Origin of the sequence: Streptomyces sp. NPDC001507 (assembly GCF_042894765.1) — a bacterium.
Classification (GTDB): domain Bacteria; phylum Actinomycetota; class Actinomycetes; order Streptomycetales; family Streptomycetaceae; genus Streptomyces.
Map to the genome: position 1 here is coordinate 182,181 of NZ_JBIAVV010000010.1, position 17,274 is coordinate 199,454.

Here is a 17,274-nt window from a genome sequence, read left to right on the forward strand (position 1 = left end):
GACATACCGGTCCTGTATCGGGTTACGGGCTTGGCCAGGTCACACAAACACAGCCGGGTACGGTAGGCCCGGACGGCAGCCTCCGACCGCACACCCGTGCCGGTCGGGACCGACGGAGAGGGCTGGTAGGGAACTATGGAAGAGCCGCGTCGCCTCGGCGGCCGGTACGAGCTGGGCCACGTGCTCGGCCGTGGTGGCATGGCGGAGGTATACCTCGCCCATGACACGCGGCTCGGCCGCACGGTGGCGGTGAAGACGCTGCGCGCGGACCTCGCGCGCGACCCGTCCTTCCAGGCCCGGTTCCGCCGGGAGGCCCAGTCGGCCGCCTCGCTCAACCATCCCGCGATCGTCGCGGTCTACGACACGGGCGAGGACTACATCGACGGGGTCTCGATCCCGTACATCGTCATGGAGTACGTGGACGGCTCGACGCTGCGCGAGCTGCTGCACTCCGGGCGCAAGCTGCTGCCCGAGCGCGCGATGGAGATGACCATCGGCATCCTCCAGGGCCTGGAGTACGCGCACCGCAGCGGCATCGTCCACCGTGACATCAAGCCGGCGAACGTCATGCTGACGCGCAACGGCCAGGTCAAGGTCATGGACTTCGGCATCGCCCGCGCCATGGGCGACGCCGGCATGACCATGACCCAGACGGCGGCCGTCATCGGCACCGCCCAGTACCTCTCCCCGGAGCAGGCCAAGGGCGAGCAGGTCGACGCCCGCTCGGACCTCTACTCGACGGGTTGCCTCCTCTACGAGCTGCTGACGGTACGGCCGCCCTTCGTCGGCGACAGCCCGGTCGCGGTCGCCTACCAGCACGTCCGCGAGGAGCCCCAGCCCCCGTCGGTCTTCGATCCCGAGATCACGCCCGAGATGGACGCCATCGTCCTGAAGGCCCTGGTCAAGGACCCGAACTACCGATACCAGTCGGCCGACGAGATGCGCGCCGACATCGAGGCGTGCCTGGACGGCCAGCCGGTCGCGGCCACCGCGGCCATGGGCTCCGTCGGCTACGGCGGCTACCCGGACGACATGCCGACCACGGCCATGCGCTCCGACGCCGGCGCCACCACCATGCTCCCCCCGATGAACCCGGACGACGGCGGCTACGGCTACGACGAACGCCCGGACCGCCGCCGCCAGCAGAAAAAGAAGAACAACACGTCCACGATCCTGCTCGTGGTCGCGGGCATCCTCGTGCTGGTCGGCTCGATCCTGATCGGGAAATGGGTGGTCAGCGGGGGCGGTGCGGACAAACCCTTCGCGGCCCCGGACTTCGTCGGCCACACCTACGCGGACGCGCAGAAGATGGCCGACAACTCGGGCCTGAAGCTGGGTACGCCGACCCGGAAGACCTGCAACAACGCGCCCAAGGGCAGCGTCTGCTCCCAGGACCCCGCGGCGAACTCGGACGTGCACAAGGGCGACACGATCAACCTGGTGGTGTCGACGGGCGCACCCAAGGTGGTCGTACCGAGCGTCGTCGGCCAGAACATCGACGACGCCAAGACCACGCTCGAGGGCGACAAGTACAAGTTCGTCGTCAAGACGAAGCAGCAGGTCTCCGGTGAGGACCCGGGCACGGTCCTGGAGCAGAACCCGACCCTCGGCGCGGAGGTGGAGAAGGGCACCACGATCACCCTCACCGTCGCCAAGGCCGAGGAGAAGTCCACGGTCCCGGACGTCACGGGCCAGACCTGTGACGCGGCCAAGGCCCAGATGGCGCAGAACAACCTTGTCGGCAACTGCACCGACGTGGCCACCACCGACCCCAACCAGGTCGACAAGGTCGTCTCTACCGACCCGCAGGCGGGCACGCAGGTCAAGAAGAACTCCACGGTGAACATCCAGATCGGCAAGGCCCAGCAGCAGACGGCCGTGCCGAGCGTGTTCGGTCAGACCGTGAAGCAGGCCAGGCAGACCCTGCAGGCGGTCGGCTTCACCCAGATCCAGATCAACGGCGACTCCAGCGACAACGCGATCGTCACCGGCCAGGACCCGGCGGCCAACACCCCCGAAACCGACCCCGGCAGCACGACGATCACGCTGACAACGCAGAGCGTCGGCAACGGCAACAACGGCGGCAACAACGGCGGTACCAACTTCTTCGGCGGTACCTTCGGCTGACGTTCCGCACGCATCGACAAAGGAGCCTGCCAGGGCGAAGCTCCTGGTCAGCCCAAGACAGGCTCTCCTCGGCCCCGCCGAGCTTCGGCTCGGCGGGGCCGAGCGCTTCATGCACCCGCGCAGGACACGCTGCCCTTGAACATCCGCTCTGGTATCGATCGTGCCTTCCCCTCCGACAAGTCGTTGATCAGATCGGGTGGGGACTCGCAGCTCTGCCCTGGCCGTCTGGCCACATCACGATCGAAGGGGCAGAGCGTGATCAACGAATCGGCACTACTGGAATCGCAGAGCCTGCGCAACAGCGTGCTGGACCGCACCGACGTGCTCGACAGGGTGAAGGCGCTGTCACTGCTGCCGGACGGGATGCATGTGACCACGGCGATGGTGGCGGCGTACTTCGAAGTCACAGCCGAGGCAGTCCGGGCCCTGGTGCATGATCACAGGGCGGAGTTGGAAGCGAACGGCTATCGAGTGCTGACAGGCCCGGAACTGAGTGACTTCAAGCAACTCAGTGGGATTCAGTCGCGCACCGCATCCCTCGCCCTTTTCTCCCGCCGAGGCGTCCTCAACGTCGCCATGCTGCTCCGCGACAGCGAAGTCGCACGTCAGGTACGTGTGTACCTGCTCGACATGGAGTACCTGGCCCGGACACAGTCTGTGGAAAACCCGGTCGCGACCCACGTCGCGTCTCTCGACGACCGCATCGACCAGCGCATCACCCACATCCTCGGGAAGACCGTCGTTCCGATGTTCAACGCCCTCATTGCCTCAGCCGGCGAACACCGCCACGAGCTCCTCGAACTCCGGCAGGACATCGAGCACGTGGAACGCAGGTTGTGCCAGCACCACCGGCGCATCAGCTTCCTGGAGGAAGGACGCGCTCCAGAAGTCTCCGCGGAGCTCAAGGGCATGACCTGGCAGGCACTCGAACGACACGTCGCCGATCTCCTGCGCCGCGACGGCTGCACGGACATCGTCGTGCGACAGGCACACAAAGACCGAGGCATCGACGTCACAGCACGCACCGCCGAGGGACGCACCGTGGCCGTACAGTGCAAGAACCACACGAGCCGACGATCCATCCGCAGCGCCGACATGCAGAAGTTCGCGGGCGCCGCACGAGCAGTCGATCGAGTGGATGTCGCCCTCTTCGTAGCCACCTGCAACTGCAGCAGCGAAGCCCAGGCCATCGCCGAACTGAGCGGGGTCGTCATGGTGGACCGCCACGATTTGGAGGCGTGGAGCGCGGGAGCACCCCTCAAAGGCCTGAGGTGACCCCGAGCAACAAGGCCCGAAGCCGCAAGTCCTAGTTGCGGCTTCGGGCCTCCGCCATGCTAGGCGACAGATGCCCAGCAAGCAGGCCTGTCAGCTCAGTTCCTTCGGCAGCGTGCGCTTGCTGTCCACCTTCTGCACGCGGACCAGCTCGCCCCAGACCACATAGCGGTAGCGGCTCGTGTACACCGGCGTGCACGTCGTCAGGGTGATGTAGTGCCCCGGCTTGGTCTTGCCGGACTCCTTGGGGATCTGGGAGAGGACCTTGACGTTGTACTTCGAGGTCTCGGGAAGGATGTCGTAGACCTTGTAGACGTACCAGTCGTCGCGGGTCTCGAAGACGACCGGGTCGCCGACCTTCACCTTGTCGATGTTGTGGAACTTGGCGCCGTGGCCGTCGCGGTGCGCGGCGAGGGTGAAGTTGCCGGTCTTGCCGGTGGTGGGGAGCACGGCCTTGGCCGGGTCCGTGTAGTAGCCGGCCACGCCGTTGTTCAGGACGTCGGTGGACGTGCCCTTCTCGACCAGGACCTCGCCGTTCTTCATCGACGGCACGTGCAGGAAGCCGATGCCGTTCTTCGTGTCCAGCGCGCCTGGACCGGTGTCCTGCTGGTGGGCCCAGGTCTCCCGGACCTTCTCGCCCGCCCGGTCGGCCTTGCGGTCCGCTATCACGTTCGTCCACCACAGCGAGTAGACGACGAACAGGCCGAGCACCAGGCCCGCCGTGATGAGGAGTTCACCGAAGACGCTGACCGCCATGGCGATCGGGCCGGTCGGCCGGCGGCGCGCGGCGGGCGCCGCGTCGGGCGCGTCGGTCTGCTCTTCGGTGTCGTCGGTGGTCGCTGCCACAGTTCCTCTGCCTCTGCCCTTACTCGACGAGCGCGTCCGGCTTGCCCTTGCTGCGCGGGCGTTCCTCGACCATCTTGCCCCACACGATCAACCGGTACTTGCTGGTGAACTCCGGTGTACAGGTGGTGAGTGTGATGTACCGGCCGGGCTGGGTGAATCCCGAACCCTTCGGCACCGGGTCCAGCACGCTCACGTTGCTCGGGGACGTCACCGGCAGCATCGACGTCACCTTGTACACGTAGTACTCGTCCTGCGTCTCGACGACGACCGCGTCACCGGCCACCAGCTTGTTGATGTACCGGAACGGCTCACCGTGCGTGTTGCGGTGCGCGGCCAGACCGAAGTTGCCGGTCTTGTCCTGCGGCATCGCGGTCTTCAGCGCGCCCTCGCCGTAGTGCCCGACCATCCCCTTGTCGAGGACCTTCTTGTTGCTGACGCCCTCGGCGATCGGCGCCACCACGTCCAGCTTGGGGATGTGCAGGATGGCGAAGCCCTGCCCGGGCGCGAAGACACCGGGGGCGCGTTTGCCGCTCGCCCAGTCCTTCTGCAGACTGCTGGCCTCGCTGCCGGCCTGGGCGTGGGCGCGGACGTTCGTCCACCACAGCTGGTAGGTGACGAACAGCAGCATCAGCACACCCGTGGTGATGAACACCTCGCCTATGGCCCGGCTCGCCATGACGGCCGGACTGGGCTTGCGCAGCCGCTGCTGCCGACGGGCCTCAACCCGGGAGAGCGGCCGCCCCGGCGCGGCGCCGGGCGCGGCGTTCTCCGGCGACACGGTCTCCGGTGCGCCGCCATGGCGCCCGCCGCGCCGCTTGGCGGCCTTTCTGCGGGCCGCTCGGCCGCCTCCTGGGGTTCCCGTGCCTGAAGGGGCTGCTGTGCCCGCAGAGGCCGATATGGGCGGCGGATCAGGGATCCGCAGCGCGACCGTCTCCTCGTCGATCTGCGGAAGGGGCGGCAGGAACGCCGTCTCCCCGAGCGCGCCTGACCCCTCGTACGGCTGACCCCCGTACGAGGCACCGGTCTCGCGCTCGGGGCGCAGCGCGGTCACGCCGTGGCCCTGCCCACCACCGGGGCGAGCCCCACCGACCTCGCCACGGCACCCTGGTCACCGCACTCCACCAGCCAGTTGGCCAGCATCCGGTGCCCGTGCTCGGTCAGAACCGACTCTGGATGGAACTGCACGCCCTCCACCGGGAGTTCACGGTGCCTGAGGCCCATGATGATCCCGTCGTGGGTGCGGGCGGTCACCTCCAGCTCCGCCGGCACCGTCGCCGGCTCCGCGGCCAGCGAGTGGTAGCGGGTCGCGGTGAAGGGCGAGGGCAGGCCCGCGAAGACGCCCTTGCCACCGTGCTCGACCAGCGAGGTCTTGCCGTGCAGCAGCTCCGGCGCCCGGTCCACCACACCGCCGTACGCCACCTGCATCGACTGCATGCCGAGGCAGACGCCGAAGACCGGGACGCCGGTCGCGGCGCAGTGCCGGACCATGTCCACGCAGACGCCCGCCTCCTCCGGCGTCCCGGGACCGGGCGAGAGCAGCACCCCGTCGAACCCGTCCTGGGCATGCGCCGTCGACACTTCGTCGTTGCGCAGCACCTCGCACTCGGCGCCCAGCTGGTACAGGTACTGGACCAGGTTGAAGACGAAGCTGTCGTAGTTGTCGACGACGAGAATCCGCGCGCTCACTGGTTGTCCACCGTCACATCGTTGAAGGGCAGCAGCGGTTCGGCCCAGGGGAAGACGTACTGGAAGAGGACGTAGACCACGGCCAGGACCAGCAGGAGTGAGATCAGCGCCTTCACCCACGCGTTGCCCGGCAGATGCCGCCAGATCCAGCCGTACATGCCGTCCCTTCCGTTCCACCACGGCACCAGAATCCCGCCGTACTGCACCAGACTAACGGCGCAGCGCCTTGGGTCTGCCTGACTCCACGGGCTGTGTGGAGTCCAAGTGCGCCCAGACGATCAGCCGATGGCTGTGCCCCCATTCCGGATCGCACGTGGTCAGCGTGAGATAGCGCCCCGGACGCGTATACCCCGACTTACGTGGCACAGGGTCGATCACTTCAACGTCCGTCGGAACTGTTTTGTAGGGCCCTTTGTCGATCCGATACGTGAACCAGGTCGTCCCGTCCGTCAGGACGATCGCATCGCCCTTGCGCAGCTCCGGGAAGTCGAGGAACGGGTCGCCGTAGGTGCGCCGGTGGCCGGCGACCGCGAAGTTGCCCACCTGGCCCAGCCCGGCGGTCCGGGCGTAGTGGGCGAGGCCCTTCTTCAGCACATCGGTGCCGGTGCCCTCCAGGACCGGCTTGTTCCACGTGAAACCGAACCGGGGGATGTACATGATCGCGAAGGGCCTGCCGTAGTGGTACGCGGCGGGGATCACGGGTGCGGTACTCGCCTTCGCCGTGGGGTGCACCGTCGCCTTCGCCGACCACTGCCGCTGTAACTGGTCGATCTGGTCGTGCATCACACTGTCGGCCTTCACACCGGTCCAGAACAGCACGTACGCGACGAAGAGCACGATGAGCGTGCCGACGGTGATGCAGAGCTCGCTGACGGTCCTGACGATCACGCGCACCGGCGGCTCCAGAAAGTGACGAGCTGCTTACTCCACGGGCTTCGCGTAGTGCAGATCCACTGTGCCCGAGTAGCCCGGAAGAGTCACCGTTCCGTCCTCGGTCACTTTCCAGCCGAGTCCGTACACGTTCACGTACACCATGTAGTTCTGGATCGCCTCGGAGTCCGCGAGCGACTTCTGCATCTTCGCCGGGTCGCCGATCGCCTGGATCTTGTACGGCGGTGAGTAGACCCGGCCCTGGAGGATCAGCGTGTTGCCCACGCAGCGCACGGCGCTGGTGGAGATCAGCCGCTGGTCCATGACCTTGACACCCTGGGCGCCACCCTGCCACAGGGCGTTCACCACGGCCTGCAGGTCCTGCTGGTGGATGACCAGGTAGTCGGGCTGCGGCTCGGGGTAGCCCGGAAGCTTGGCGGTGGCGTTCGGCGGGGCGTCGTTCAGCGTGACGGTGATCGCCTTGCCGGTCAGCTTCTGGGTGCCCGCGTCCTTCTCCAGGCCGGCGAGCTGGTCGTCCTGGGCCTTGGTGGAGCCGTCGTCGCGCTTGGCGAGCTTCTCGTTCTGGTCACGGGTGCTCGCGTTGGACTCGTCCAGCTCCTTGTTCTTGCGGCTGTGCTCCTGGATCAGGTCGGAGAGTTTGAGCAGGTTGTCGTCCGAGCGGATGTCGGTGCCCTTGGCCGTGTTGAAGCTGGTGAAGAAGAGCAGACCGGCCAGGGCGAAGACGCCCACGGTGAGGATCCGCGCCGGACGGAAGCCTGGCCGCAAGCGTGGGCGGAGGCCGGGCCGGGAACCGCCCTCGCCGACGGGGCCGGAACCCGTTGATCCGGTCGCGTTGGAGTCGGCAGAATTGCTCAACGTACCCTTATCTCCTTCAGCGCCACGGAAGCACTACGCTAACGGACGCCCGGGGGAGCGCTCAGTCTGCCCTTACTGTCCCCTTGTACGCTGCCCCGAGCCCGACCCAGTTACCTGCGCGGCCACGCAGCGCATCGACAGGAGAGACCCTCGTGCCGAAGTCACGTATCCGCAAGAAGGCCGACTACACGCCGCCCCCGGCGAAGCAGGCGACCGCCATCAAGCTCAACAATCGCGCCTGGGTCGCGCCGGTGATGCTGGCCATGTTCCTCATCGGGCTGGCCTGGATCGTCGTCTTCTACGTGACCGACGGTTCACTGCCGATCGACAGCCTCGACAACTGGAACATCGTCGTGGGCTTCGGCTTCATCGCGGCCGGCTTCGGCGTCTCCACGCAGTGGAAGTAGCTCTGCCCAGGGTTATCCGCTGAGTTATCCACAGGCCTGTGTATGGACCTGGGGAAAAGAAGACGATCTGTGGATAACCCGTTGGGTGTTGACGCCGGTACGACTACCACAACACCCTTCGCCTGACTGTTCGCCCCCTACCTGACCTGCGGAAACGCAAGTGAGAGGCAGGGGGCACAGTTGTGCGCGCACGTTGTGCACAAGATCCGCGACCGACTGTGGACAACGGTTCGGTATCGGTGCGGTGAGCCGCCGTGATCAGGTGAGCTGAGCGGTTCTGACCAGGGTCAGGACGACCGCCACCACCAGCACCAGGGCGCATGTGCCGTACTGAATCAGGTTCCGCCGCTCGCGCGGGGCGTGCACCATCGCGTAGCCGGTGACGACACCGGCGACCAGGCCGCCGATGTGGGCCTGCCAGGCGATGCCGCCGCTGAACGTGAAGATGAGGTTGATCACCAGCAGGGCGATGATCGGCCGCATGTCGTAGTTGAGCCGGCGGATGAGCACCGCGGTGGCGCCGAAGAGGCCGAAGATCGCGCCGGAGGCGCCGAGCGAGGGCTGGTTCTGGGCGGCGAGCAGATAGGTGAGGGCGCTGCCGGCCAGTCCGGAGACGAAGTAGAGCGTGATGTAGCGGGCGCGGCCGAGGGCGGCTTCCAGGGGGCCGCCGATCCACCAGAGGCTGAGCATGTTGAACACGATGTGCATGGGGCTCGAGCTGTCGTGCAGGAACATCGAGGTCAGCATGCGGTAGTACTGGCCCTGGGCGATGCCCTCGACGTCGCCGTACTGCGGGAAATAGGCCTGGCCGATCAGGTCGAACCGGTTGGTGAAGCTGTTGCCGACGGAGAGCTCGACCAGGAAGACGGCGATGTTGATGCCGATCAGGATCTTGGTGAGCAGGCGTGGGTCGGCGGTCATCGTGCCGCCGGCGAGGGTGCGGGGCCGGGAGGCGGCGGGGGGCGGGCCGCTGTGGCCCTCGGTGGTGCCGCGGACGCAGTCGGGGCACTGGAAGCCGACGGAGGCGCTGACCATGCACTCGGGGCAGATGGGGCGCTCGCAGCGGGTGCAGCGCACGCCGGTCTCCCGGTCCGGGTGCCGGTAGCACTTGGGCAGGCTGTGGGCGTCGCGCGCGCTGCCTGTCGCCTGGTCCTCCATGGGGTCCCCTCGCTCGTCGTGGGCAGTGTTCCGCCCCGCTCATCCTTACGGACGAGCGGGGCGTTTGGTTCCCTTCGGGTGCTTTCCTTTCGTCCCCGGTCAGCCGGCGCGCTTCGCGACGACGACCGTCTCGATGACCACGTCGTTCACCGGCCGCTTGTTGGGTCCGCTGACGGGGACGGCGGCGATGCTGTCCACGACCTTCTGGCCGGCCGGGTCCACGACCTCGCCGAAGATGGTGTGCTTGCGGTTGAGGTGGGGAGCGGGGTTGACCGTGATGAAGAACTGGGAGCCGTTGGTGCGGGGGCCGGCGTTGGCCATGGCGAGCAGGTAGGGGCGGTCGAAGCGCAGGTCGGGGTGGAACTCGTCCTCGAACTTGTAGCCGGGGCCGCCGATGCCGGTGCCGAGAGGGTCGCCGCCCTGGATCATGAAGCCGCTGATGACCCGGTGGAAGACGGTGCCGTCGTAGAGCGGGTCGGTGGTGACGGCGCCGGTGGCCGGGTGGGTCCACTCACGCTCACCCTGCGCCAGTTCGACGAAGTTCCTGACCGTCTTGGGCGCGTGGTTCGGGAAGAGCCGGACCTCGATGTCGCCGAGGCTGGTCTTCAGGGTGGCGTAGAGCTGCTCGGCCACGGTCTGCCTTCCGTTGTGCTCGGGTTCAGTGCCCCGATCCTCGCACGGTACGGCGTCTTCGATGCCCGCCTGGAGCTTCCGGGCGCGGATCCTCACGAATCACTTGCGGAACCCCTTCTGTCATGCGGGGGCGCGTGGCGTCGATCCGTGGCATTGTCGTGGACAAGCCCCTCTTAGCTCTGGTTGCACCCGTATGCCCGTCCTCGCGCGCCGCCCGGCGCGCGGACAGGCATGATCCGTAAAAGGGTGGAAAGTCGAATTACCGTACGCCACCGAGGAGGAGGAAACCCGTGACCCGCAAAGACAGCGTGCGCGCCGCGACCAGTTCGGCGAAGGACAGCGTGCGGCACGCCGCGGAAGCGGTGGCGCCCTACGCCGACACGGCCAAGGAGCGTGCCGCGTACTACGCACAGGAGGCACGCGTACGGCTCGCGCCCGTGGTGTCGCAGGCCGCTGAGCAGGCCCGCGTCCAGTACGACGCCCGTCTCGTGCCGCGCCTGGAGCAGGCCCGCACCCATGTACCGCCGAGGATGGACCAGGCGGCGCACGACGCCGCCGACCTGACACGCAAGGCCGCCCGACAGGCCGCCGACTACTCGCGCCCGAGGATCGAGCAGGCGGTGGCGGCAGCCGTGCCGGTCCGTGAGGAGGCGACCGCGCGGGGTGCCGCCGCGCTGGCCGCGCTGCGCGGCAACGTTTCGGCCGATCAGATCGAGAAGCTGGCCCGCCGGAATCAGCGGCGGTCGTCGTGCGGCCGTGCGTTCAAGGCGTTCGCGGTGTTCGGCGTGCTGGCCGGTGCGGCCTTCGCTGCCTGGAAGTGGTGGGACAAGCAGGCCAACCCGGACTGGCTGGTCGAGCCCCCGGCCGCCACGGAGGTCCCGGACGCGGGCCGTCTCGGCTCGGTGGACGGCAGTTCCCCGCTCGACCCCGAGGTCCAGGCGAAGGAGGCCGAGGAGCACGGGTCCCGGTCCCGGGACGACAAGAACCGCTGAGCCGGTCGGCCGCGCTTGGGCGCACGTCGTTTCACGTGAAACCGGACGGCTGACCGCACGGACGGGACCCGCAACCCCCCCTGACCGCGTTTACGCAGGTCAGGGGGGTTTGCTGTGGAGCACAGAGGGGCCGAAGCGGAAATCGATGTCCGCCGGGACGATCGTGCGGCAGAGTGACTCCACCATGGACGGCGACACGACTCGACGGATCGAAGAACTCCTGGACGGCGGCTTCTCGGCCGCGAGCGCACTCGGTGAGGAGATCCGGCATCGGGTTTCGTCCGGGGACTTCGAGTGGACGACGCTGCTCGGCGCGGAGCTCGCCCGGCGGGCCTCCCGTGGAGGCGAGGATCCGTCCGCACACGTCTTCCTGCTCGACCGGTTGCAGACAGCTCTTGCCGCATCGGAGGGGCGGCAGAGCCTGCGCGCGTTGCTGTGCCTGCCGGTCAGCGTGCAGGCCGGAGGGCCGGCACAGACCCGGGCCGAGCGGCGCCTGGCCCACCTGGTGGCCCTGGGGCACCGGCCCGCGGACATCGTCCCGGCCGTCTACGGCGAGCAGCTCGGCAGCGCGGCGTCGGACGAGTTCAAGGCCTGCCTGCTGCAGGAGCTGGTGCTCCGGGGCGTCGCAGTCCCGGAGCACCCCGTTCTGCAGTTCTTCGGCGAGGCGCTCGTGGCGGAGGGGCATCCGCTCGCGCCGCTGCCGCTGTACCTGCTGCCGGCGGAGCGGGCGCTGCTCCGGCCGCCGCACGCCCCGCCCGACTGGACGTGGGCCTTGTCCCCGGCAGCGGTGGAGAGGCAGAGCGACCAGCCCGGACTCCGTGTCTCGCCGGAGATGCGCCGGCGCGGCGGCGCGGCCGATCCGGCGGAGATCACCGTTGCGGAGTCGGCCGAGGCCATGAGCGCCGCGGTGCGGCACTGGGTGGAGGAGTCCAACGGCGTGGTCGCCGCGCAGGAGTTCTGGTCCGCCTCCGCCGTCTCACCGGACGACTTCGCAGTCGTCTTCGAGCGGCTGCCGCTCACCGCGTGGCCCGCGGGAGAGACGAGGGTCCGGCTGCACCCGGCCAGTTCCGGCAGGGTGCTGCGGGTACTGCTCACCGCGGCGGTGCGCAGTCCCGCCTACGGCAACGCCAGGTTCGGTGCGTATGGGCGGCTCGCTGCCTGGCGTTCCCTCGGCGGCCTGGTCGGCGCCGCTCCGGACGCGCCGATCGGGCACACGGCCAGGCTGGTCGAGCAGGCGCACTGGTTCGTGGCCGACCCGTCGTCGGACTGGTTCTGCCTGGTGGCCTGGGACCTGGCTGTGGCCGTCTTGCGCGCGGGCGGGCAGGAGATCGCGGTCCTCACCGCCACGGACACCGACTGATCCCTCCACGAGAGCCGTCGACCGGAAGGGAGGCAAAAAGAGACCCCCCTGACTGCGTCTCCGCAGGTCAGAGGGGTCTGTTGTGGAGCCTAGGGGAGTCGAACCCCTGACATCCGCCATGCAAAGACGGCGCTCTACCAACTGAGCTAAGGCCCCGTACGGGAAGCGACCGGCCGGCGGAAGGTCCGCGAGGTCGGTGCCGCAGACCAGAGTACCGGGTCACCCCCCGTACCTCGCAAAAAGATTGGGGGTCCCCGCAGATGACCACTCTCCGTAAGATGCTCGGCGGGGTTCGCTGTAGCGAACCGTGGTTTTTTTGGGGAAGCGATGGGGAGACGCAATGGACGCCGCACAGCAGGAAGCCACCGCCAGAGCGCGGGAGCTGCAGCGGAACTGGTACGGAGAGCCGCTGGGGGCGCTCTTCCGTAAGCTCATCGACGACCTGGGGCTCAACCAGGCACGTCTCGCGGCGGTCCTCGGACTGTCCGCGCCCATGCTGTCGCAGCTGATGAGCGGGCAGCGGGCGAAGATCGGCAACCCGGCCGTGGTCCAGCGGGTGCAGCTGCTCCAGGACCTCTCGGCTCAGGTCGCGGACGGCAGCGTGAGCGCGGCCGAGGCGACGGAGCGCATGGACGAGATCAAGAAGTCCCAGGGGGGCTCGGTGCTCAGCAACACCACGCAGACGACCAGTGGTTCGGGGGCGCCGACGGTCAAGCGGGTGGTTCGCGAGATCCAGTCGTTGCTGCGCTCGGTGGCCGCCGCCGGTGACATCATCGACGCGGCCGACACACTCGCTCCGTCCCACCCGGAGCTCGCGGAGTTCCTCCGGGTGTACGGGGCCGGCCGCACGTCGGACGCGGTCACGCACTACCAGTCGCACCAGAGCTGAGCCTCGGCCCGGCGCACCGGAGGGGGTCCGGTGAACCGGGCGGGGCCAAGCCTGGACGGCGGGGGCACGCGAGAGGGGTCGTATCGCTCATCGGGGGGAAGCAACGGGGGTAGCAGGCAAGGGGGGTGGCAGGGAACCCGAGGGGGAGGGGCACGGGCAGTCATGGGTGAGGTCTTCGCGGGCCGGTACGAGCTGGCCGACCCGATCGGTCATGGCGGAGTGGGCGCCGTCTGGCGCGCCTGGGACCACCGGCGCAAGCGCTATGTGGCGGCCAAGGTGCTCCAGCAGAGCGACGCCCACGCGCTCCTGCGCTTCGTGCGGGAGCAGGCGCTGCGCATCGACCACCCCCATGTCCTGGCTCCGGCCAGCTGGGCCGCCGACGACGACAAGGTCCTGTTCACGATGGACCTGGTCGCCGGCGGCTCGCTGGTCCACCTCGTCGGGGACTACGGTCCCCTGCCCCCGCTGTTCGTCTGCACCCTCCTCGACCAGCTCCTCGCCGGCCTCGCCGCGGTGCACGCCGAGGGTGTGGTCCACCGGGACGTCAAGCCCGCGAACATCCTGCTGGAAGCGACCGGTACCGGCCGTCCCCGGCTGCGCCTGTCGGACTTCGGCATCGCCATGCGGTTCGGCGAGGCCCGGCTGACCGAGACCAACCTCGTCGTCGGTACGCCGGGTTACATCGCCCCCGAGCAACTCCTGGGCGCCGAACCCGACTTCACGGCCGACCTGTTCGCCGTCGGCCTGGTCGCCCTGTACCTCCTGGAGGGCGCCAAACCCGACGCCAAGGCGCTCGTCCAGTACTTCGCCGAACACGGCACCCCGGGAGCGCCCAAGGGCATCCCGGACCCGCTCTGGCAGGTCGTCGCCAGTCTTCTCCAGCCGGACCCACGTGCCCGCTTCCGCACGGCGACCGGAGCCCGCAGGGCCCTCGCCGAGGCCCGCGAACTCCTCCCGGAGACGGACGCCGACGACGAGTCGATCGAGATCTTCGACCAACTGGGGCCGCTGCCTCCGGGGTTCGGGCCGACCGGGCCGGTGCGTCCGGCTTCGGGGGTCGACACGGCCCGGGTGGTGTCCGGTACTTCGACGGGGCCCCGTGCGCGGGGAGCGGCCGCGCCGAATCCCGACGCGGCGACCGCGACGGGGCAACGGGCGGCCGGGGACGCCCCGGGCCGGGAGAGGGCCGGGGAACCGGCCGGTCCGGCGGGGACGGGGACGCAGGCGGACCCGGGCCCGGCCGCTGCGAGGCCGGCTCCCGCGACGCCCGGTACCGGGGCCGACCCCCGTACCGAGACGGGGACCGGGGCTGACCGTACCGAGACCGGTGGGACCGGGAGCGCCGCAGAGCACCCGGCGGGCGGCGCCGACGGCACCCTCGGCGGCGGAACCGCTGCCGCCCCCGCCGCCATGTCCGACACCGGCAGCTTCCGGCTCCCCCCACCCCGGACACCGGTCACCCCGGCCCCCGCCGCCGTGCGGCCCGAGCCGACCCCGCCGTACCCGCAGTACGCCCGGCCACCGGCCGACCAGACCCCGCAGGCCCACGCGTCCTGGTCCCCCGCCCAGCCGCTCCCCCCGGTCCGGCCGCACGCCGACACCCCCACCCCCACCCCCACGGCCACGTACACCGCGCGGGATCCGCAGACCTCGCCGCCGTCGGTCCGCACCCATGGCCGGCGTCGGCGGCGGGCGCCCCGGCCCGGTCCGCCGGCCAGGGCGGCCGTGCCCATCCTGCTGTTCGCGCTGGCCTGTTACGCCGTCGGTTTCTGGGCGCTGGCCCGGCTCTGAGCGCGCCGCGCGGTCAGGGTCCACAGGCCGAGGACGAGCAGCAGGGCCGTGCCCGTGCCGATGCCGCCGGCCGCGAGTGCCCGCAGCGCCGTGTCGTCGTCGCCGTCGGCCGGGGTCAAAAGGCCCCCTCGGTTCCAGGACACGCCGAAGATGCCCTTCGGGACCGGCGAACCGGCGTACACGGGGCCGGAGTTCGGGGTGCCGCCGACGCGGACCCGGAGGGTGACGCCGTACGGCCCCTTCCCGAAGGTGTCCGCGGTCTGCCCGGTGAGGTGGACGACGAGGTAGTAGGCGCCGGCGAACCGGACGGCGTTCTGCGTGCCGGAGACGGCGTACCGGTTGGCGTAGGCGACCGGCGGCAGGGGTTCGAGGGAGGACGACTTCTGGGTGCCGTCGTAGCCGAGGGAGACGTCGTCGACGTAGCCGCGGACCGGGTTGTAGAGGGAGAGGTTGAGCGCGGCGCTGACATAGCCGTGGGCGTCGCCTCCGGTGCTGCCGAGGTCGACGGTGACGTGGAGCTGCTGGCCCCAGTCGACCGGGACGGCGTAGTAGAGGGTCTGGCCGGGCGTGATGCCGGTCTTCCAGACGCCCTGGTCCAGGGTGCGGGCCGTGGTGAAGCCGGCGCCCCCGGTGCGGTGGTGGGGGTCCGAGGTGGGCGGCTCGGGTGACGCGGAGTTCCAGGTCCCGGGGGCGGTGGTGGCGTCGGCCTTGGCCAGGGCAGGTTCGGTGACGGGGGCGATCTCCAGGTCCCAGCTGCCCGGGGTGGTGGTCCGCGAGCCGGAGACGGCCCGCTCGACGACCACGTAGTAGGTGCCCGCGTCCCGGCACAACGCCTTGCCCGCGTCCCGCCGCCCCACCGCGGTGACCGGCCGCGGACTGAGCCCGGCGCCGAAGCGGGCGCTGTCGTAGTCGCAGGCGGAGCCGTTGGCGTCCTCGATAGAGACCTCGATGCCGTCGCTGGCGGAGACGGTGGCGGTGGAGGGCGGCACGGCGGTGACGGGGACGTAGGCCGAGGTGCCGGCGGTGAGTTCGAGGCGGAAGTACAGCTCGCCCTTGTCGGGGAGGGTGCTGCGGTAGGTCGTGCCGGGCTCCAGTGGTACGGCGTCCGTGGTGCTCGCCGCTCCGGTGACGGTGCGGGCGCCGGGGGCGAAGGCGTATCCGCTGCCGCTGCCGCCGTCGGCTTCGGCGGAAAGGGCCGGGAGCAGCGCCGTCAGTGCGAGGGCGGCCGCCACGCAGATGCCCCGCCGTGCCGCCGTACGCCACCGCCGTATCACGCGTGCCCCCAGTCGTCGTCCGCCGACCGCGGAAGTCACGGCCCGGCCGGGCCCCATACTGCCCCGCGCGCCCCCGCGCCACCCGGCGATCCGCGCGACCGTCCGAAACACCCTGCTCGTAACGCCCCACCGGCAGCGCCCGCAACCCCCGCACCGGGCCGGCCGCCCCGGAAACGCAAAACCCCGACCGCACCGGCGGCCGGGGTCTCAGTGTCGTCTGTTGTCGGTACTCACGAACCCGTGGGCACGGAGTCAGTCGCCTCCGTCCACAGATCCTGCTCGGCGCGATCCGCCTGGATCTGGCGGTACACGAGGAGCCCGCCGATGGCGGCCAGTGCGACCAGGAGAAGCTTCTTCACCGCGCGACCTCGTCTCTTCCTTGACGTAGGGGACCTCTGGCGCCCGACTATACACACCGACCGATATCGATCGGTGACCTGGCATCCGACCCCCAACTCCGGTCCGCCGCAAGGCGTTGCACGAGGTCGGACCGCTCCGATCGGAGGGTGATCACACCTCCACGGACGGTTACTTTGCGCCCTCTCGGCTGCCTTCGGGGGTGTTTCTTGGGATTTTTCCCACGCCATGCACCCATCCGTGTGGTGTTCATCAGAACATCGACGCGCCACAGGCCGACGTCCCCCACTTCGCAAGCCCTATACACATCATGAGGAAAGTACGCAAATCGCCCAACCCGAAAGTGAGGGGCCATGGCCCGGAACTCCAAGGTCATGAAGCTGTGGACCGCCATCGTCACCGCCTTCCTCGCGCTGTGCACGGCGCTCGGATTCGTCTCCGCCACCACCGCCACCGCGGTATCGCAGACCGAGACCCCGCGCAACAGCACGGGTGAGGAGCACGGCACGGACCGGGTGACGATCCCGGCACAGACCCACTGGCTCTGGTCCCAGGCAAGGTCCCTCCCGCCCACGATGAAGCAGCGGATCCGGGCCGAGGCCCACGGCAAGACCCCCAGCTGCCGGCACCGCCCCCTGGACACCACCGAGTCGGAGACCACGGCCGAACCCCCCGCGGCACCGCTCGACTGCTGATCTCGCAGGCACAAGCCACAGAAGCGACAGACGTAACAGAT

Annotated in this window: 18 protein-coding genes and 1 tRNA gene; 8 read left to right on the forward strand and 11 right to left on the reverse strand. The window is 69.4% G+C overall.

Translation table 11 applies throughout. From position 1 onward, the window contains the following. The first annotated feature begins 135 nt into the window (after positions 1-135). A complete protein-coding gene (pknB, locus tag ACFY0K_RS30640) occupies positions 136-2,127 on the forward strand; it encodes a Stk1 family PASTA domain-containing Ser/Thr kinase (RefSeq protein ID WP_390642539.1) in 1,992 nt (663 codons plus the stop codon). 255 nt (positions 2,128-2,382) lie between these two features. Next, on the forward strand, positions 2,383-3,402 hold the full coding sequence (locus tag ACFY0K_RS30645; RefSeq protein ID WP_390642540.1) for a restriction endonuclease: 1,020 nt from the start codon (positions 2,383-2,385) through the stop codon (positions 3,400-3,402). Positions 3,403-3,492: 90 nt separating this feature from the next. On the opposite strand, the gene ACFY0K_RS30650 is transcribed toward ACFY0K_RS30645, so the two are convergent. From ACFY0K_RS30650 to ACFY0K_RS30675, 6 genes are read right to left on the reverse strand one after another with little or no spacing between them, the layout of a single operon-like run. Further along, positions 3,493-4,245, reverse strand: coding sequence for a class E sortase (locus ACFY0K_RS30650; RefSeq protein WP_390642541.1), 753 nt, complete (start codon positions 4,243-4,245; stop codon positions 3,493-3,495). A 19-nt stretch (positions 4,246-4,264) separates the two neighbouring features. After that, entirely contained in the window at positions 4,265-5,296 is a 1,032-nt protein-coding gene (locus ACFY0K_RS30655; protein ID WP_390642542.1) for a class E sortase, read from the reverse strand. After that, complete coding sequence (locus tag ACFY0K_RS30660) at positions 5,293-5,931, reverse strand: aminodeoxychorismate/anthranilate synthase component II (RefSeq protein WP_352355730.1); 639 nt, start codon at positions 5,929-5,931, stop codon at positions 5,293-5,295. The genes ACFY0K_RS30655 and ACFY0K_RS30660 overlap by 4 nt, the downstream gene beginning before the upstream one ends. Further along, entirely contained in the window at positions 5,928-6,089 is a 162-nt protein-coding gene (locus ACFY0K_RS30665) for a hypothetical protein (RefSeq protein WP_099930115.1), read from the reverse strand. Before ACFY0K_RS30665 ends, ACFY0K_RS30660 begins: the two co-directional genes overlap by 4 nt. A gap of 52 nt (positions 6,090-6,141) precedes the next feature. Further along, positions 6,142-6,825, reverse strand: coding sequence for a class E sortase (locus tag ACFY0K_RS30670; RefSeq protein WP_390642543.1), 684 nt, complete (start codon positions 6,823-6,825; stop codon positions 6,142-6,144). 27 nt (positions 6,826-6,852) lie between these two features. Then, positions 6,853-7,677 carry a DUF881 domain-containing protein gene (locus tag ACFY0K_RS30675; RefSeq protein ID WP_390642544.1) on the reverse strand — a complete coding sequence of 275 codons (825 nt, stop codon included), beginning with the start codon at positions 7,675-7,677 and terminating at the stop codon, positions 6,853-6,855. Between the two features lie 152 nt (positions 7,678-7,829). Here ACFY0K_RS30675 and crgA point away from each other — a divergent pair, with 152 nt between their 5' ends. Next, positions 7,830-8,084: a cell division protein CrgA gene (crgA, locus tag ACFY0K_RS30680; RefSeq protein ID WP_351956796.1), complete on the forward strand. Its 255-nt coding sequence runs from the start codon at positions 7,830-7,832 to the stop codon at positions 8,082-8,084. 258 nt (positions 8,085-8,342) lie between these two features. Here the strand turns inward: crgA and ACFY0K_RS30685 are convergent, their stop codons facing one another. Together ACFY0K_RS30685 and ACFY0K_RS30690 are read right to left on the reverse strand one after the other, a co-directional pair. Next, positions 8,343-9,242 (reverse strand): rhomboid family intramembrane serine protease, encoded by a 900-nt coding sequence (locus ACFY0K_RS30685; protein WP_390642545.1) that lies wholly within the window; start codon positions 9,240-9,242, stop codon positions 8,343-8,345. Between the two features lie 99 nt (positions 9,243-9,341). After that, a complete protein-coding gene (locus ACFY0K_RS30690; protein ID WP_390642546.1) occupies positions 9,342-9,875 on the reverse strand; it encodes a peptidylprolyl isomerase in 534 nt (177 codons plus the stop codon). 290 nt (positions 9,876-10,165) lie between these two features. On the opposite strand from ACFY0K_RS30690, the gene ACFY0K_RS30695 reads away from it, so the two are divergent. Together ACFY0K_RS30695 and ACFY0K_RS30700 are read left to right on the forward strand one after the other, a co-directional pair. Further along, complete coding sequence (locus ACFY0K_RS30695; RefSeq protein ID WP_390642547.1) at positions 10,166-10,867, forward strand: DUF5324 family protein; 702 nt, start codon at positions 10,166-10,168, stop codon at positions 10,865-10,867. Positions 10,868-11,012: 145 nt separating this feature from the next. Then, positions 11,013-12,227 (forward strand): DUF6183 family protein, encoded by a 1,215-nt coding sequence (locus tag ACFY0K_RS30700; protein WP_390642548.1) that lies wholly within the window; start codon positions 11,013-11,015, stop codon positions 12,225-12,227. An 83-nt stretch (positions 12,228-12,310) separates the two neighbouring features. Here the strand turns inward: ACFY0K_RS30700 and ACFY0K_RS30705 are convergent. Further along, positions 12,311-12,383: transfer RNA gene (locus ACFY0K_RS30705), tRNA-Ala, on the reverse strand. 184 nt (positions 12,384-12,567) lie between these two features. On the opposite strand from ACFY0K_RS30705, the gene ACFY0K_RS30710 reads away from it, so the two are divergent. Further along, positions 12,568-13,116 (forward strand): DNA-binding protein, encoded by a 549-nt coding sequence (locus ACFY0K_RS30710; RefSeq protein WP_093500792.1) that lies wholly within the window; start codon positions 12,568-12,570, stop codon positions 13,114-13,116. Between the two features lie 162 nt (positions 13,117-13,278). Next, a complete protein-coding gene (locus tag ACFY0K_RS30715; protein ID WP_390642549.1) occupies positions 13,279-14,907 on the forward strand; it encodes a protein kinase in 1,629 nt (542 codons plus the stop codon). Here ACFY0K_RS30715 and ACFY0K_RS30720 read toward each other — a convergent pair. Beyond that, on the reverse strand, positions 14,871-16,139 hold the full coding sequence (locus ACFY0K_RS30720; RefSeq protein WP_390642550.1) for a hypothetical protein: 1,269 nt from the start codon (positions 16,137-16,139) through the stop codon (positions 14,871-14,873). The two genes, ACFY0K_RS30715 and ACFY0K_RS30720, sit on opposite strands and share 37 nt — an antisense overlap. A gap of 272 nt (positions 16,140-16,411) precedes the next feature. Beyond that, positions 16,412-16,540 carry a DLW-39 family protein gene (locus tag ACFY0K_RS30725; RefSeq protein ID WP_003999697.1) on the reverse strand — a complete coding sequence of 43 codons (129 nt, stop codon included), beginning with the start codon at positions 16,538-16,540 and terminating at the stop codon, positions 16,412-16,414. 351 nt (positions 16,541-16,891) lie between these two features. On the opposite strand from ACFY0K_RS30725, the gene ACFY0K_RS30730 reads away from it, so the two are divergent. Next, positions 16,892-17,233 (forward strand): DUF6344 domain-containing protein, encoded by a 342-nt coding sequence (locus ACFY0K_RS30730; RefSeq protein WP_390642551.1) that lies wholly within the window; start codon positions 16,892-16,894, stop codon positions 17,231-17,233. Positions 17,234-17,274: the final 41 nt, after the last annotated feature.

Bases quoted from the DNA above. Each gene is read 5' to 3' on its own strand.
- pknB (WP_390642539.1), top strand. From the start codon at position 136: ATGGAAGAGCCGCGTCGCCTCGGCGGCCGGTACGAGCTGGGCCACGTG.
- ACFY0K_RS30665 (WP_099930115.1), bottom strand. From the start codon at position 6,089: ATGTACGGCTGGATCTGGCGGCATCTGCCGGGCAACGCGTGGGTGAAG.
- ACFY0K_RS30685 (WP_390642545.1), bottom strand. From the start codon at position 9,242: ATGGAGGACCAGGCGACAGGCAGCGCGCGCGACGCCCACAGCCTGCCC.
- ACFY0K_RS30700 (WP_390642548.1), top strand. From the start codon at position 11,013: ATGTCCGCCGGGACGATCGTGCGGCAGAGTGACTCCACCATGGACGGC.
- ACFY0K_RS30710 (WP_093500792.1), top strand. From the start codon at position 12,568: ATGGACGCCGCACAGCAGGAAGCCACCGCCAGAGCGCGGGAGCTGCAG.
- ACFY0K_RS30715 (WP_390642549.1), top strand. From the start codon at position 13,279: ATGGGTGAGGTCTTCGCGGGCCGGTACGAGCTGGCCGACCCGATCGGT.
- ACFY0K_RS30730 (WP_390642551.1), top strand. From the start codon at position 16,892: ATGGCCCGGAACTCCAAGGTCATGAAGCTGTGGACCGCCATCGTCACC.